Annotated in this window: 14 protein-coding genes; 3 read left to right on the top strand and 11 right to left on the bottom strand. The window is 71.5% G+C overall.

The features are described 5' to 3' along the window. Positions 1–4 precede the first annotated feature (4 nt). The 4 genes from L3X23_RS11970 to L3X23_RS11955 form a co-directional block, all read right to left on the bottom strand. On the bottom strand, positions 5–346 hold the full coding sequence (locus L3X23_RS11970) for a nuclear transport factor 2 family protein (RefSeq protein ID WP_237192294.1): 342 nt from the start codon (positions 344–346) through the stop codon (positions 5–7). Positions 347–401: 55 nt separating this feature from the next. Continuing rightward, the gene (locus L3X23_RS11965) at positions 402–1,388 is read right to left on the bottom strand and encodes a hypothetical protein (protein WP_237192293.1); all 987 of its coding nucleotides are present in this window, start codon (positions 1,386–1,388) and stop codon (positions 402–404) included. Between the two features lie 126 nt (positions 1,389–1,514). Continuing rightward, entirely contained in the window at positions 1,515–2,327 is an 813-nt protein-coding gene (locus tag L3X23_RS11960; protein ID WP_237192292.1) for a helix-turn-helix transcriptional regulator, read from the bottom strand. 1 nt (position 2,328) lies between these two features. Next, a complete protein-coding gene (locus L3X23_RS11955; protein WP_237192291.1) occupies positions 2,329–2,688 on the bottom strand; it encodes a hypothetical protein in 360 nt (119 codons plus the stop codon). 130 nt (positions 2,689–2,818) lie between these two features. Between L3X23_RS11955 and L3X23_RS11950 the strand changes: the two genes are divergently transcribed. Continuing rightward, on the top strand, positions 2,819–3,781 hold the full coding sequence (locus L3X23_RS11950) for a trans-acting enoyl reductase family protein (RefSeq protein ID WP_237192290.1): 963 nt from the start codon (positions 2,819–2,821) through the stop codon (positions 3,779–3,781). On the opposite strand, the gene L3X23_RS11945 is transcribed toward L3X23_RS11950, so the two are convergent. Genes L3X23_RS11945 through L3X23_RS11920 form a run of 6 tightly spaced genes read right to left on the bottom strand, consistent with a single transcriptional unit; the run spans position 3,768 to position 10,528 of the window. Then, positions 3,768–4,730, bottom strand: coding sequence for a YafY family protein (locus L3X23_RS11945; protein WP_237192289.1), 963 nt, complete (start codon positions 4,728–4,730; stop codon positions 3,768–3,770). The two genes, L3X23_RS11950 and L3X23_RS11945, sit on opposite strands and share 14 nt — an antisense overlap. A 10-nt stretch (positions 4,731–4,740) precedes the next feature. Next, positions 4,741–6,126 carry an MFS transporter gene (locus L3X23_RS11940; protein ID WP_237192288.1) on the bottom strand — a complete coding sequence of 462 codons (1,386 nt, stop codon included), beginning with the start codon at positions 6,124–6,126 and terminating at the stop codon, positions 4,741–4,743. Between the two features lie 30 nt (positions 6,127–6,156). Continuing rightward, positions 6,157–7,128, bottom strand: a complete 972-nt coding sequence (locus L3X23_RS11935) for a PDR/VanB family oxidoreductase (RefSeq protein WP_237192287.1) — start codon at positions 7,126–7,128, stop codon at positions 6,157–6,159. Further along, positions 7,125–8,246 (bottom strand): aromatic ring-hydroxylating dioxygenase subunit alpha, encoded by a 1,122-nt coding sequence (locus L3X23_RS11930; RefSeq protein WP_237192286.1) that lies wholly within the window; start codon positions 8,244–8,246, stop codon positions 7,125–7,127. The genes L3X23_RS11935 and L3X23_RS11930 overlap by 4 nt, the downstream gene beginning before the upstream one ends. A gap of 33 nt (positions 8,247–8,279) precedes the next feature. Next, complete coding sequence (locus tag L3X23_RS11925) at positions 8,280–9,323, bottom strand: cupin domain-containing protein (RefSeq protein WP_237192285.1); 1,044 nt, start codon at positions 9,321–9,323, stop codon at positions 8,280–8,282. Between the two features lie 11 nt (positions 9,324–9,334). Beyond that, positions 9,335–10,528, bottom strand: coding sequence for an FAD-dependent monooxygenase (locus tag L3X23_RS11920; protein ID WP_237192284.1), 1,194 nt, complete (start codon positions 10,526–10,528; stop codon positions 9,335–9,337). Positions 10,529–10,713: 185 nt separating this feature from the next. On the opposite strand from L3X23_RS11920, the gene L3X23_RS11915 reads away from it, so the two are divergent. Then, positions 10,714–11,583 carry a fumarylacetoacetate hydrolase family protein gene (locus L3X23_RS11915; protein WP_237192283.1) on the top strand — a complete coding sequence of 290 codons (870 nt, stop codon included), beginning with the start codon at positions 10,714–10,716 and terminating at the stop codon, positions 11,581–11,583. Positions 11,584–11,678: 95 nt separating this feature from the next. After that, positions 11,679–12,521 (top strand): hypothetical protein, encoded by an 843-nt coding sequence (locus tag L3X23_RS11910; RefSeq protein ID WP_237192282.1) that lies wholly within the window; start codon positions 11,679–11,681, stop codon positions 12,519–12,521. Here L3X23_RS11910 and L3X23_RS11905 read toward each other — a convergent pair. Further along, a complete protein-coding gene (locus L3X23_RS11905; protein WP_237192281.1) occupies positions 12,459–13,361 on the bottom strand; it encodes a LysR family transcriptional regulator in 903 nt (300 codons plus the stop codon). The two genes, L3X23_RS11910 and L3X23_RS11905, sit on opposite strands and share 63 nt — an antisense overlap. Positions 13,362–13,401: the final 40 nt, after the last annotated feature.

Here is a 13,401-nt window from a genome sequence, read left to right as displayed (position 1 = left end):
TTCCTCAGGTCAGATCGGCGTGGACGAACGAGATGAGCTCGCCTGCGAACTTCACATCGAAGACACCGCCTGTCCGTCCACCGGGGAAGTCCCCGGTGAAGTCGACCACGACGTGCACGTCCTCCGCCCGCGGCGTCATGCTGACGACGCGGGTGGTCGTGTTGTACTCGATGAAGTAGCGCCTGTAGTACTCCGCGATTCCCGCCCGGCCCTCGAACCGCCCGCCCACCGACGGGTCGTCGAGGACTGCGTCGTCGGTGAAGTGCGCGAGGTACTGCTCGGTGTCGTGCGTGTTGATCGAGTCGACCCACTCCGAGATGGTCGCCTGCAGGTCCGTGCCGGTCATCGTGGCTCCTTCGAGTCCTTGTCCGTCGTGGCCGTGAGAGCCGTTCCCGCGGGCCTCACTCGCCCAGGAGCGAACGATGGTCCGTCGATGCAGCACCACGGCGGGTGTTGCACGACCAAGACTGCGCGTCTTCGCAGCCGGTAGGGAGGCCGGGCGAGCCGGGGTGCGCCACACCCAGGAACCGCCGCAGGCCGCCGGGCCGGTGCCCCGTCTCCGCCACCTCGGTCGAGCCGAGCTGTGGGCCGTCGATCCGCACCTCGTGCGCGGGTGGGTGACCGAGCAGCCCCAGGGCGGCAGGGTCGGCCTGCTTGACGAGCGTGCGCAGGCCGTGCCGGACCAGGGGCTCGGTGGTCGGCGCCGGGTCGGCGAGCCGGCTCGCGGCGATACCGACGGCCTGAGCCGGGGAGGTCCTGCTGAGGTCGTTGAGGTGGTTGGCCACCGACCGACGCACGTAGGCGCTGTCGTCGCGGTAGAGGGCGTCGAGGATCGGGATGGTCGCCTCCGGGCGGGTCAGGAGCGCCCTGACCCTGCTCACCCAGGGGAGAGAGGGCCTCGTTCCCTCGGACGCGAGCCGCCGGACGTCGGCCTCGGGCGAGCGGGTCCACTCGAGGATGCGTCCCAGCGCGTGGTCGGGATCGGCGTTGAGGAGGATGCGGAGGGCGAACTCCGAGGTCAGGCGGCCGGTGAGGGCTGCGAGGACGTCGAGTGCCGCGTCGAACGCCGCGAGCTGACCGTCCTGCACGGCGCGGACCGCGACGGCCTCGGTGACCGGCCGGATCAGCCAACCGTGGAAGGGGAGCGGTCCTGCGGCGGCGGCCCTCACAGCGTCGTGCAGCGTGTCGAAGTCACCGGGCAGGTCGGTGAGCAGCGCGTCGCGGAGCAGATCGGCCCGCGTGCGCAGGGCGAGGGTCGCGTCCGCCTCGAGGGTGCCCGCAGCGGCCCGGAGGGCGGTCATCGGACGGACGCGCGGTGTCGCCGCCTCGACGGCCCGGATGAGGGCGTGCGCCGTCGAGGCGTTGATCATTTCGTCGGCGAAGGGCATGTCGGCTCTCAAGACTCGGGTCCGCGAGAATCTCGCAGAGGGTCGGCTCGTCCCCGTCCACGGTGCCCGCCCTCGCGGGCACGAGGGAGGCCGGGCGAGCCCGGGTGCGTGACACCCCGGAATGCGTCAGGCGTGCATGGCGGCGAGGTAGGCCAGGGCGTCGGCGCTGCGGCTGCCCTGCGCGGGGGTGCCGACGAGCAGCTGTTGGGCGGGGGCGTCGCGGACGTCGAAGCTCTGGTAGGTCAGCTCGATGCGACCGACCTCGGGGTGGACGAAGACCTTGAACGCGCGGCTGAGCCCGCCGACGGTGCGGTCCTGCCAGAGGCGGCGGAAGTCCGCCGACGTCTCGTGGAGCTCGGCGACCAGGGAGTCGATCTGCGGGTCACCGGGGAAGCGGCCGGACTGCAGGCGCAGCGCGTGCACGGTGTTGGTGACGACCTCGTCCCAGTCGACGAACACGGCCCGGGCCTGCGGATGTCCGAGCAGTATCCGGACCATGTTGGTCCAGCCCTCGAACGGGGACAGCAGCGCGGCGGCGACGCGGTTGGTGGCGAGGACGTCGAAGGTCGGCCCGAGGACGTAGGCCGCGGAGGTGGGGAAGGCGTCGAGCAGTTCGACCAGTGCCGGGTGGACCTGCTCGGCGCCGGTGGCGGGGCCGAGGCGGGGGTTGAGCCCGGCGAGGCGGTAGAGGTGCTCGCGGGAGTCGAGCGACAGCCGCATGGCTCGACCGAGCGCGTCGAGGACTGGGGCGGACGGGTTGCGTTCCCGGCCCTGTTCGAGCCGGGTGTAGTAGTCGCTGCTGACCCCGGCCAGCACGGCGACCTCCTCCCGGCGCAGCCCGGCGACCCGCCGATTGGGCTGCGTGGGGAGGCCGACCTCGCGGGGGTCCAGGCGGGCGCGGTGGGCCTTGAGGAACTCGCCGAGTTCGTTCGTCGGCACGTCAGCGGCCCTGCACGGCTCGGGTGAGGCCGGTGCCGATGCGGTCCATCGTGGCCTGGTAGGCCTCGGGGAGGTCGACGTCGAGGCGGTCGGCGAGCACGAACAGCCACCAGAGGCATTCGGCGAGCTTGTGGCGCAGCTCGGCGTCGGTGTCGCCGTCGATGTCCCAGGTGCGCTCGGCGGCCAGCGCGAGGCGGCCGACGTAGGCGGCGTCGTTGGTGAATCCCACCGCGAGCTCGGGCAGGGTCCAGGTGCGCCCCAGCAAGCGCTGCTCGAGCTGCTCGTAGAGCTCACGCACCTCACGGGCCCGGGTCCGCGCGTCGCGGAGCCCCGCCTGCTCGACCGTCGATCCATCGTCCATGGGAGCGACGGTAGGACGCTATGCGGACAGTTCCGGACCGGGTTGGTCCGGCGGTGGGTGTCGACCACCTCACAGCACCCGGTCGGGTATGCGGACCGTGGCTGTCCGGGTCTGTTCCTAGCGTCGAGCCGTGAGCACAGTGATGATCTACGGGGCCACCGGGTACACCGGGCGGCTCGCGGTCGAGCAGGCGGCCCGGTCCGGGCTGGACGTCGTGGTCGGGGGTCGGGACCCGGAACGGACCTCGGCCGTGGGAGCGCAGTGGGGTCTGCGGGCGCGGACCTTCCCCCTCGACGATCCGGGTGCGGTGCGGGCGGGAATCGAGGACGTGACCTGCGTGCTGCACGTCGCCGGTCCGTTCGCGGTGACCGCGGAGCCGATGATGCAGGCCTGCATCGACACGGGCGTGCACTATCTCGACACCACCGCGGAGTACCCGACGTTCGCGCTGGCGGAGTCGCTGCACGAGAAGGCGTCTGCGGCGGGGGTGATGGTCCTGTCCGGCGCGGGATGGGACGTCGTGCCGAGCGACTGCCTCGCGCTGCACACGGTGCGACGGGTCGCGGAGCCCGAGCGGCTGACCCTCGCGCTGCGGGTGACCGGCGGGTTCTCGCGCGGCTCGCTGGCCAGCGCCGCGGGGATCGGCGACCTCGGTGCCCTCGTGCGCGCCGGCGGCCGGATCGTCGAGGGTCACGCCGCGCCGCTGACCGTCGACTTCGGTGCCGGTCCGCAGGAGTGCGCACCGGCCGCGATGGGCGACCTGATCACAGCCCACCGCTCGACCGGCCTGGGCGACATCCGGGTGTACCTGTCCGCGGACTTCCCGGAGGCTTCCGACGGTCCCGGCCCGACCGCCGAGGAGCGGGCGGCGACCCGCTACCAGGCGTTCGCGGAGGTCGTCGGCCGCGACGGGGCCATCGCCCGATCACTGATCGACACCCCCGGCGGGTACAGCTTCACCCCGGCCTCCGGCGTCGAGATCGCCCGCCGCGTCCTGACAGGCGGGGCTCCCGCCGGATTCCAGACCCCGGCGTCGGCCTTCGGGCCGGAGCTGGCGCTCGCCATCGGTGACACGACGATCACCGATCTCTAGGGGGCGCGTTCTGTTCCGCGAGGGCGGCGGCTCGCACGCGTACCGCCTCGCGCACGGTGTCGGGGGACAGGACACGGACCGGGACGCCGAGGCCGAGCAGGAGCTCGGCGAGCGAGGCGACGTCCCGCCCGCCGAGCTGGACGACGGTGGCGTCCGGGCCGTCGGGCCGATGCGTACCCGAGGTCGGGGGGATCCGTCGTCGGGCCTCGTCGAGGGGCAGCGGCAGGCGGACGGTGGCGTAGAGCGGGTAATCGCTGGTGAGGACCTTCGCCACCAACCGCGCCGCCTCGGGCGGGTCCGCCAACTCGACGATGCGCCCGGTGGGTGCGGCGGCCAGCACCCTGTCGGCCCGGAAGGTCCGCCACGCCTCCCGGTCGACGTCGTAGGCCACGAAGTACCAGCGGTGCCCGGTGAACACCAGCCGGTGCGGATCCACTCTGCGCTCAGTCTCCCGGCCCCCCATGTCTCGATAGGTCAGGCGCACCCGCTCGCTGCGCCGACAGGCGTTGGCCAACTCAGCCAGCAGCCCGGCCGACAACGGCTGACCGCCACCACGGGCCGTCTGCTCGACGGTCTCGTCCATGGCACCGAGCAGCGTGGCCATCCGCGCAGGCAACATCCGACGCAGCTTCAACAGCGCCGACAGCGCGGCCTGGTCGTCGCCGAGGACCCGAGTCTGGGCGGCCTCGCGCAGCGCGACCGCGACGGCGAAGACCTCGTCGTCGTCGAGGACGAGCGGGAGCACTCGGCCCTCCCCGGCGAGGCGATATCCGCCGAAGCGGCCGGGATCGGACTCCACGGAGTACCCGATCTCGCGGAGCCGAGCGATGTCGCGTCGCACCGTTCGTGGGGTGACCTTCATCCGGCCCGCCAGCTCGGCAGCCGACCAGGACGGGCGGGATCCCAGCAGAGCGAGCACCTGCAGCAGGCGAGACGACGTCCCGGACACCCCGACGATGCTAGGCCGCCCCGTCCGTGGCGGGAGTCCGCGGATCCGGTGCACGCCTCCGCTCACCTGCGGTGTCGTCCATCAGGGTGGCCGCCGGGTGGCGACGCTGCGACACACCGAGCGCGACGGTGGCGAGGACCGCCGCCACCAACGGCGCGGCGAAGACCAGAAACAGATCGCGGGGAGTCAGACCACCGTTGAGCAGGTAGCCGACGACGACAGGCGCCAAGATGGAGGCGACCCGCCCCACGCCGATGGCCAGCCCCATACCGGTGCTACGCGCACGCGGCGAGTAGAGACCGGGGGAGATCGCGTAGAACCCCGAGACCGCACAGGCCGTGACCGTTCCCATGACGACGGCGACCGTCGCCGCGACGCCGGGGGCGCCGAGAGTGGCCCCGAACGCCGCGAAAGCCACCGCGGCCAGTGTGAGGGCGCCGACGAGGATCGGCAGACTCCGGAACCGCAGCGCCAGCGCCCCGAACAAGAGACACCCCGCGATGCCACCGATGTTGAAGACGAGACCGACCCGCACCCCGAGTGCGTCGTTCCCGGTGGTTCCGGCCAGGATCTTCGGAATCCAGGTCGTCGCGAAGTAGTAGGCGGCGAGAACCAGGGAGTAGCCGATCCACAGGAGCACGGTGCGGACCCCGACAGAGCCGGTGAGAACCTCTCGCCACGGTGAGCGCGTGCCCTGCATGATGGGCAGGTCGGGCAGCTGCATGATCGGCTCACGGCGCATCCGGACGAGGATCGCGTTGACCCGGGCCAGGGCGTTGCGTGGCCGCCGGGTGAGCAGGTAGTCCAGCGACTCGGGCAGGAGCACTGCTGAGACCAGCAACAACACCGCGCTCAACAGTGCCGCGACCGCGAACAGGGCGTGCCAACCGAACGTCGGGATGACCAGGGCGGCGGCCAACCCGCCGAGGGTCGCGCCGATCGGATAGCCGGCGCTGTACAGACCGATGATCGCGCCTCGCCGCCGGTTGGAGGCGTACTCCGAGACCAGGACGTTGAGGTTGGCCATCATCCCGCCGACGCCGATCCCGGTGAGAACCCGGAAGGCGACCAGCTGGGGCACGTCGGCGGCGACGACGCACAAGGCGCTGCCGATCGTGGCCACGGTCAGCGAGGCCAGGGTCAGCCTTCGGCGTCCGATCCGGTCGGCCAGCGGCGTGAGCAGGAACGATCCCGCCGCCATGCCGAACAGGCCCGCCGAGAGCAGGTAGCCGAGCAGGACTGGGCCCGTCTCCCACTCACGAGACAGTGCGGGTGCCACGTAGGACATCACAGCGACGTCGATGCCGTCGACGAAGAACAAGCTCAGTGCGACCGCGATCCCGACGACCTGGAAGCGGGTCATCGGCGACTCACGGATGTCGGACAGCAGATCCATGGCACTGCTCCTTTGCAGCGGCAGGGGATGTCAAGGGAGGTCGAGCACGAGCCGAGCAGGAGCGCCTGCTCCGGGCACAGCGGCGGCCCGGCTGACGCAGACGCAGAGGTAGCCGCCCTCGTCGTGTTGCGCGGGACTGAGGAAGACGTCGCGGTGGTCGACGACGCCCTCGCAGGCGAGAACCCTCACCTCACAGACGCCGCACTCACCGCGGCGGCAGTCGGAGATCATCTCGGCACCTGCCGACTCCAGCGCGTCGAGCAGTGACCGATGGGCGGGGACGGTCGTCCGCAGCGCGAGTCGGGGCACCTCGACCACGAACTCCTCGACGGGGAGCCGACCGCTGCTGCCGAAGGTCTCGAACCGCAGGCCTCCGGGCGGCCGCCCCGCGGCCACCCAGGCGGTGCGCAGGGCGTCGAGCAGACCGATCGGGCCACAGACGTACAGCTCGTGGTCGGCGGGGATGCTCGCCACCAGCTCGGCGGCGTCGACCAGGGTACCCTCCTCCTCGACCCGCAGATCCACCTCGATCTCCGGAAGTTCCTCGAGCTCGTCGAGGAACGCCATGCTCGAGCGGCTGCGACCTGCGTAGACGAGCCGGACCGGCGCCCCGTCGGCCGCGAGTGCGCGCACCATCGGCAGGATCGGGGTGATTCCGATGCCGCCCGCGACGAGCACGTATCCGGCCCGTCGCCTGGTCAGTGGGAAGTCCTGCACCGGGTCGGAGACCCGCAGCCGGTCGCCGACCGCCAGTCCGTGCATGTAGCGAGATCCGCCGCGGCCGTCGGCGGCCAACTTGATGCCGAGGTCGAGCACGCCGTGCTCGGCCTCGTGGTGGACGACGGAGTAGGAGCGCACCTCGCTGCGGCCCTCCACCTGCACCTGGACCTCGACGTGCGCACCGGGCTCCGCACGCAGCGGTCGACCGTAGTCGAGACGGAGGCGGCGGATCCCGTCGGCGGGCGCGGTGGCCTCGCGAACCGTCGCCGTCGTCCAGGTCATCGTCCGGCTCCGGTCCAGGCGCGGGCGACGCCGACTCGCTGTGTCTCTGCGTCGATCATCGCGTCGATGGCCCGGCGGGCCCACATGCTCCCGGCGTCGATGTTGAGGTTGTAGAACTCGTGGCCCGGGTTGGCGTCGAGCGCCCGCTGCTGGGCGGTGATCATCGCCTGGTCCTCTGTGAAGACCTTGGCGACGCCCTCCCTGAGCCGGGTCGTGATGCCCTGGTCCCGGAGGTGGTAGTCGCGGGCGATCGCCCAGAAGTAGTGGGTGGTGTCGCGCGTCGCGGGCGTCATCGTGTTGAGGATGCGGTTCGCCACCCCCTGGGACCGGTCGCCCTCCGGCGCGCCGGTCCCCGCCTTGGCGACTCCGACGTCGATGGTGACGGTGCACGGCGCCTCGAACCGGATGATCTGCCACCGGTCGACCGGGCCCGACCAGCCGGGGAAGGCATGCTGGAGCTGTCGCGACCAGAACGGCGGCGGGGTGACACCCAGCATCCACTTGGTGGCGGTCACGATGCCGCCCTCGTGGCGCACGTCGAGGCGCTCGGTGTTGATCTCGTTCTGCGACAGGGTGCTCGCATGGACGAAGGCCTCGTGGGTCAGGTCCATGAGGTTGTCCACGATGAGCCGATAGTCGGCGGCGAAGCGGATGGTCTGCCCGTCTCCGGCCCACTCCGGGTCGTCGTTCCAGTGCATGTCCGGGATGAGGTCGGGGTCGGCGCGGGCGGGGTCGCCGGGCCAGATCCACACGAACCTGTACCGCTCGACCACCGGGTAGGAGCGGACACAGGCGCTCGGGTTGATGGTCTGTTGGGCGGGCATGAAGGTCGCCCGTCCATCGCCGTCGTAGCGGATCCCGTGGTATCCGCAGGCCACGTCGTCGCCCTCGAGCCGCCCGGACGACAGCGGGACCAGTCGGTGCCAGCACGAGTCGGCCAGTGCGACGGCGGTGCCGTCGAGCTTTCGGTAGAGCACGACGGGCAGGTCTGCGACCCGAACCGGGTGGAGGTCTCGTCCCACCGCATGATCCCAGGCCGCCGCATACCAGGCGTCGAGTGGGAAGGAGGGGCGGTCACGGTCGTCGAGCGGGCCGGGAGGGCCTGCGGGCTTCGTCATCGAAGCTCCCTTCGGTCGAGAGGCGTGAGAGGCTCAGACGAGCTCGTCGCGGTAGAGCCCGAGGGCCTTGACGACCGGCTCGTTGGAATAGGCGAACAGCACGGCGTCGTCGGTCATCGAGTCGTTGACGTGGCGGTAGCTCGCCCACGAGGGGACGACGAGGACGTCCTTCTCCCCCCAGGCGAACTCCTGGTCGTTGACGACCGTTCGTCCCTCGCCGCGGACGACGTGCAGAATCGTCGCCGCGGTGTGCCTGCGGGGGACACCGTGGAACCCGGGGACCAGGCGCTGCACCCGACACGACATCGTCGGCATGACCGGCCCCCCGGTCCACGGGTTGGTGTACTCCAGCGAGATTCCGTCGACCTCGCTGCCGGAGGCGTGCTCGGCGATGGCGGAGAAGGCCCGCTCGGTCTCCGCCCAGGGGTAGTTCCCGATGGGCGAGGCGTCCGTCCGCTCGCCGATCCACGTGGGGTTCAGCCGGCCGTGGATGAACTGCAGCGACGACAGGTCGTCCGGCACCGACGCCTTCTGGGCCGCGTCCGAGTAGAGCTCGAAGAACGCGGTGTCGAGCGAGTTGACGAGGGGGAAGTCCAGTCCGTCGAGCCACGTCATCGGGCCCTCGCCCTCGTGGTAGTGGTCATGCCAGTGCCAGCCGGGGGTGAGGAGCAGGTCGCCCGGGTTCATGTGGACCCGCTCGCCGGAGACGGTCGTGTAGGCGCCGGAGCCCTCGATGATGTAGCGAAAGGCGTTCGCCGAGTGGCGGTGCGCCTGCGCCTGCTCGCCCGGAAGGATGATCTGAATCCCGGCGTAGAGGCCGGTGACCGTCGCGGAGGTGTCGCGCATTCCGGGGTTGACCAGCATCAGCACCCGACGCTGGGCGTCCTCGATGGACAGTGCGTCCGCGAAGTGCATCATGTAGGGCCGCAGCGCCCGGTAGCTCCAGTGGAAGGGCACCGCCCGAGCGGGCGGTTCCCCGGGGAAGAGATTGTCCAGGTGCCGCCAGAGCGCCCCGACGCTCAGAGCCTCCATCTCGTCGTAGGCGGTCTCGGTCCGGATGTCCGGGGTGAGGGTCATGTCGTTCCTCCTCAGGCTGCGGTGCCGGCGTTGTGGCCGTAGAGCCAGTCGACGACGTCGTAGTCGGTCGTGGTGCGCGCGGCGAGCAGGGCCGCGCGAAGGTCCCGCCCGATCCCGTCGACGTGGAGGACCTCGCCCCACTTGCGGGCCGTGGTCTGCACGCGCGAGGTGCGGGGCGCGCGAACGGTCTCGTAAGCCTTGAAGGCGGCCTCGGTGTCGCCGGGGTGCTCGTCGACCGCGTCCGCCAGCGCGGCCCCGTCCTCGATGGCCTGGCACGCACCCTGGGCGAGGTACTGCAGCATCGGGTGGGCCGCGTCGCCGACGAGTGTGATCGATCCCCGACTCCAGCCGAGGGCGGGGGAGCGGTCGAGCATCGGCCAGCGGCGGGAGGTGTCCAGGAGCGCGATGCCCGCCTGCACGTCCGGGCAGGTGTCGGCGAAGGCGGCATGCAGCTGCGCGTCCAGATCCCCCGCATGAGCGGTGTACCGGCGCGTGTCGATCGTGGCCACCTGGTTGCAGAGCCGTCCATTGCGCACCGGGTACTGGACCAGGTGCAAGCTGGGGCCGACCCAGATCACCATGCCGTCAGGTTCGCGGAGCCCGCCCTGCGGGGTCAGCGCCTCGATCGGGACGGTGCCGCGATAGGCGACGTAGCCGGAGTCGACCGGGTCCCCGTCGTCGATGAGCAGGCGGCGCGCCGGTGAGTACAGACCATCGGCGGCGACGAGCGCGTCCGCGGTGAACTCCGACCCGTCCGCACAACGCACCCGTGTCCCGGCGTGGTCCTCGGCGATCTCCGCGACCTCCTTGCCGGGGATCAGCTCCACCAGACCGCTCTCCTCGCACGCGACCAGCAGGGCCCGGTGCAGGTCTGCTCGATGTGCCACGAAGTAGCGGTAACCGAAGCGCTCGCGGAAGGAGTCCCCGGTGTCCAGCGAGGCGAGTCGCTGCCCGGAGAGGGCATCGCGCAGGGTGAGCCTCGTGGGGAAGAAGGCGGTCGCGGTGACCGCATCGAGCACCCCCAGACGGTCCAGGACACGGGAGGCGTTGGGGCCGACCTGGAGGCCGGCGCCGACCTCGGCGAACTCCGGCGCTCGCTCCAGGAGGCGGACCGCGTGCCCCGCGCGGGCGAGAGCGAGGGCAGCGGCCAGGCCGCCGATACCGCCGCCGGTGACGAGGAACGGGGTGGACGAGGATGGCGACATCAGTGCTGCCCCTTCCGTCGCTGGAATTTCATCAGCACACGGATGAATGTGCACTCTGCGCGAAGTCCTGTCAACAGTTCTCCTGGCAGATCCCCGGCCTTGACGACTCGGCGCACACATTCCTATCGTCAGCACACTGACGAAGCGGAGCCGCTGGTGGTCCGCCCGATGAGGCAGGTGTCTTGATGCGACTGGTGACCTACGACGACGGATCCGGGATCGACAAGGTCGGGTACGTACGCGACGACCGGATCGTGGACTTGGGCGAGCTCGTCGGCGGGTACGAGCGACCCGACGCCGCCGGCCCGATGCGCCGGCTGCTGGCCCGCTGGGAGGATGTCCGTGAAGCCCTCCCAGCCGACGGGCCCTCGGTGGCCCTGGCCGACGTTCGGCTGCAGGCGCCGGTTCCGGACCCGACGAAGGTCGTGGCCGCGCCGGTCAACTACCGCGACCACCGCACCGAGATGGAGCTGACGGTGGACGTCAGCGACCTCGCCGTCTTCCTGAAGGCACCCTCCTCGATCATCCCGCACCGGGGCATCGTCGAGCTGCCCTACTCGGACCGCCGAGTGGATCAGGAGGGCGAGCTCGCGGCGGTGATCGGGCGGCGTGCACGCAACGTCTCCGAGGCCGAGGCGCTGTCGTACGTGGCCGGCTACACCGGCTGCCTCGACATCACGATGCGCGGCAAGGAGGACCGCTCGACCCGCAAGTCGTTCGACACCTTCACCCCGCTGGGTCCGTGGCTCGTCACCAGCGACGAGGCGGGGCCTGCCGACGACATCGATCTCGACTGCTCGGTCGGCGGTGAGCACCGGCAGAAGACCAACACGCGCAACCTGATCTGGGGGGTCGCGAAGTTGGTGTCCTACATCTCGACGGTGATGACCCTCGAGGTCGGGGACGTCATCGCGACCGGGACGCCTGCCGGCGTGGGGCCGCTCTCGGCGGGGGACGAGATCGTCCTGACGCTGTCGACGATCGGAACGCTCTCGGTGACGGTGGCGAAGGACCCGGCGGTCGGACCCTCTCCGACGGGTACCCGTCAGCTCTGACGTCGGTGGCTGGGCCGCCGTCGTCGCCCGTGTCGCGTCGGGGGCCGCGGAAACCCGTCGGTCTTCCGGCGCTGCCTGCCCTGCTGGGAGCGGGCATGGTCGGCCTGCGCGATCTCGCGGCTGTCCCCTCCGTCGTGCCGTGGGTCGTGTCGGCGGTGTTCGGGCTGGCGGTCCTCCGCCGTCCGGACTGGTCGACACCCCGTGCCCGCATCGTGGCGGCGCCGGTGCTCGGGTCGGTGCTCGGTCTGGCCGTCTCGCCGCTGGTGCCCGCGCTGTCCGTTCCCGGGGCGGCTCTGGTCGCCGCGCTGCTCGGGCTCGTCCTCCTGCAGCTCGCCCGATGTCCCGTCGGACCCTTCCTGTCGGCTCCGGTGCTGCCGGTCCTCGCGGACATCCGGAGCTGGTGGTACCCCGTGGTGGTGCTGGGGGCCGCGTCGCTGATGGCCGTACTCGCCACCCCCGGTGACGCGCCGCGCTGGAAGGTGCGCGCGGCGGCCGTCCACGGCGGCGCCGTCACGGTCTGGCTGGCACTGGCCGCCGTGGCGCGGCTGCCCGTTGCGGCGTTCGCCGCCCCCCTGCTCGTCTCCTGCCTCGAGTTCGTCCGATCGGGCGCCTCGTCGGTCAGGCTCGCGGCGCTCCGGTGGGTGCTGGTGACGGCCACGGCGGGCGGGGCCGTCCTCTGTCGGGTGTCGATCCCGTTCGGGTGGCTCGCCTGTCTGACCGCGGTGGCGTTGGCCACCGCGCTGGTCCGCCTTCTCGGTGATCCCCATCCGCCAGCTCTGGCCCTCGCCGCCACCCCGTTCGTGGTGTCGACGGACCCGCTCACGCTGGTGGCGGCGGTGGCGGTGGGGGCGGCTGCGCTCTACGGCGGGGCGGCCCTAGTGCGGCGGAGCCTCGACCGCCTGACGAGCGGTGCGCACGAAGGCCTCGACGACCGGTGACCGGTCGTCCTCGCGCCAGGCGAGGCCGGTCCCGATCCGCGCCTGCGGCCCCTGGGGGAGGGACCGGTACACGACGCCGGGGCGGTGCAGCTTGCGCATGGAGTCGGGCACCAGGGCCACTCCCATCCCGGTGGCCACCAGACCGATGATCGCGTGGACCTGCTGCGCCTCCTGGACGACCCGCGGGCTGAAGCCCTCCTGCTGGCACAGCGCCACGATGCGGTCGAACACCAGCGCCTCCCGTGAACGCGGGACCACGATGAACCCCTCGTCGGCCAGTGCCGCCACATCGACCGGGGTGTCCGGAGGCCCCGCGAGCGGATGCGTCTCCGGCAGCGCCAGGCAGATCGGCTCGGACAGCACCTCGACGAGCCGAAGGCCCTCGGTGGCGGTCGGCAGTCGGACGAGACCCGCGTCGAGCTCGCGGGCTGCCAACAGCTCGAGCTGCTCGGCCGTCGTGTGCTCGTGCAGGCTCAGATCGACGGCAGGGTGCCCCCGACGGAACGCCTCGATCAGCCCGGGAAGGACGCTGTAGGTCGCGGGACCGACGAACCCGACGGCGAGCCGACCGGTACTGCCCGCAGCCGCGCGGCGCGTGGCGGCGATCGCCCTCTCGCGCCGCTCGAGGAGCACGCGTGCCTCGTCCAGCAGGACGGCGCCCGCGGTCGTCAGGCTGACATGCCGCTTGGTCCGCTCGAGCAGACGCATCCCCAGCTCGTCTTCCAGGCGGGCGATCTGCTGGCTCAGCGCGGGCTGAGCCAGGTGCAGCCGCTCGGCGGCCCGGCGGAAGTGCAACTCCTCGGCGACGGCGACGAAGTACTGCAGGTGCCGAAACTCCATGCCCAGCCTCTGATCGTCGGGAGTTATCAGTGGTGAAGGT

This window comes from Pseudonocardia sp. WMMC193 (assembly GCF_021728735.1).
Taxonomy (GTDB): domain Bacteria; phylum Actinomycetota; class Actinomycetes; order Mycobacteriales; family Pseudonocardiaceae; genus Pseudonocardia; species Pseudonocardia oroxyli.
The sequence above is the reverse complement of the archived record's forward strand: the minus strand, read 5'-3'. Positions and strand labels throughout refer to the sequence as shown.

What these genes read in the sequence shown, in the direction of transcription:
- L3X23_RS11970 (WP_237192294.1), bottom strand. Translation starts at nt 346, where the DNA reads ATGACCGGCACGGACCTGCAGGCGACCATCTCGGAGTGGGTCGACTCG.
- L3X23_RS11925 (WP_237192285.1), bottom strand. Translation starts at nt 9,323, where the DNA reads ATGACCCTCACCCCGGACATCCGGACCGAGACCGCCTACGACGAGATG.
- L3X23_RS11955 (WP_237192291.1), bottom strand. Translation starts at nt 2,688, where the DNA reads ATGGACGATGGATCGACGGTCGAGCAGGCGGGGCTCCGCGACGCGCGG.
- L3X23_RS11940 (WP_237192288.1), bottom strand. Translation starts at nt 6,126, where the DNA reads ATGGATCTGCTGTCCGACATCCGTGAGTCGCCGATGACCCGCTTCCAG.
- L3X23_RS11915 (WP_237192283.1), top strand. Translation starts at nt 10,714, where the DNA reads ATGCGACTGGTGACCTACGACGACGGATCCGGGATCGACAAGGTCGGG.
- L3X23_RS11965 (WP_237192293.1), bottom strand. Translation starts at nt 1,388, where the DNA reads ATGCCCTTCGCCGACGAAATGATCAACGCCTCGACGGCGCACGCCCTC.
- L3X23_RS11905 (WP_237192281.1), bottom strand. Translation starts at nt 13,361, where the DNA reads ATGGAGTTTCGGCACCTGCAGTACTTCGTCGCCGTCGCCGAGGAGTTG.
- L3X23_RS11930 (WP_237192286.1), bottom strand. Translation starts at nt 8,246, where the DNA reads ATGACGAAGCCCGCAGGCCCTCCCGGCCCGCTCGACGACCGTGACCGC.
- L3X23_RS11910 (WP_237192282.1), top strand. Translation starts at nt 11,679, where the DNA reads ATGGTCGGCCTGCGCGATCTCGCGGCTGTCCCCTCCGTCGTGCCGTGG.
- L3X23_RS11935 (WP_237192287.1), bottom strand. Translation starts at nt 7,128, where the DNA reads ATGACCTGGACGACGGCGACGGTTCGCGAGGCCACCGCGCCCGCCGAC.
- L3X23_RS11920 (WP_237192284.1), bottom strand. Translation starts at nt 10,528, where the DNA reads ATGTCGCCATCCTCGTCCACCCCGTTCCTCGTCACCGGCGGCGGTATC.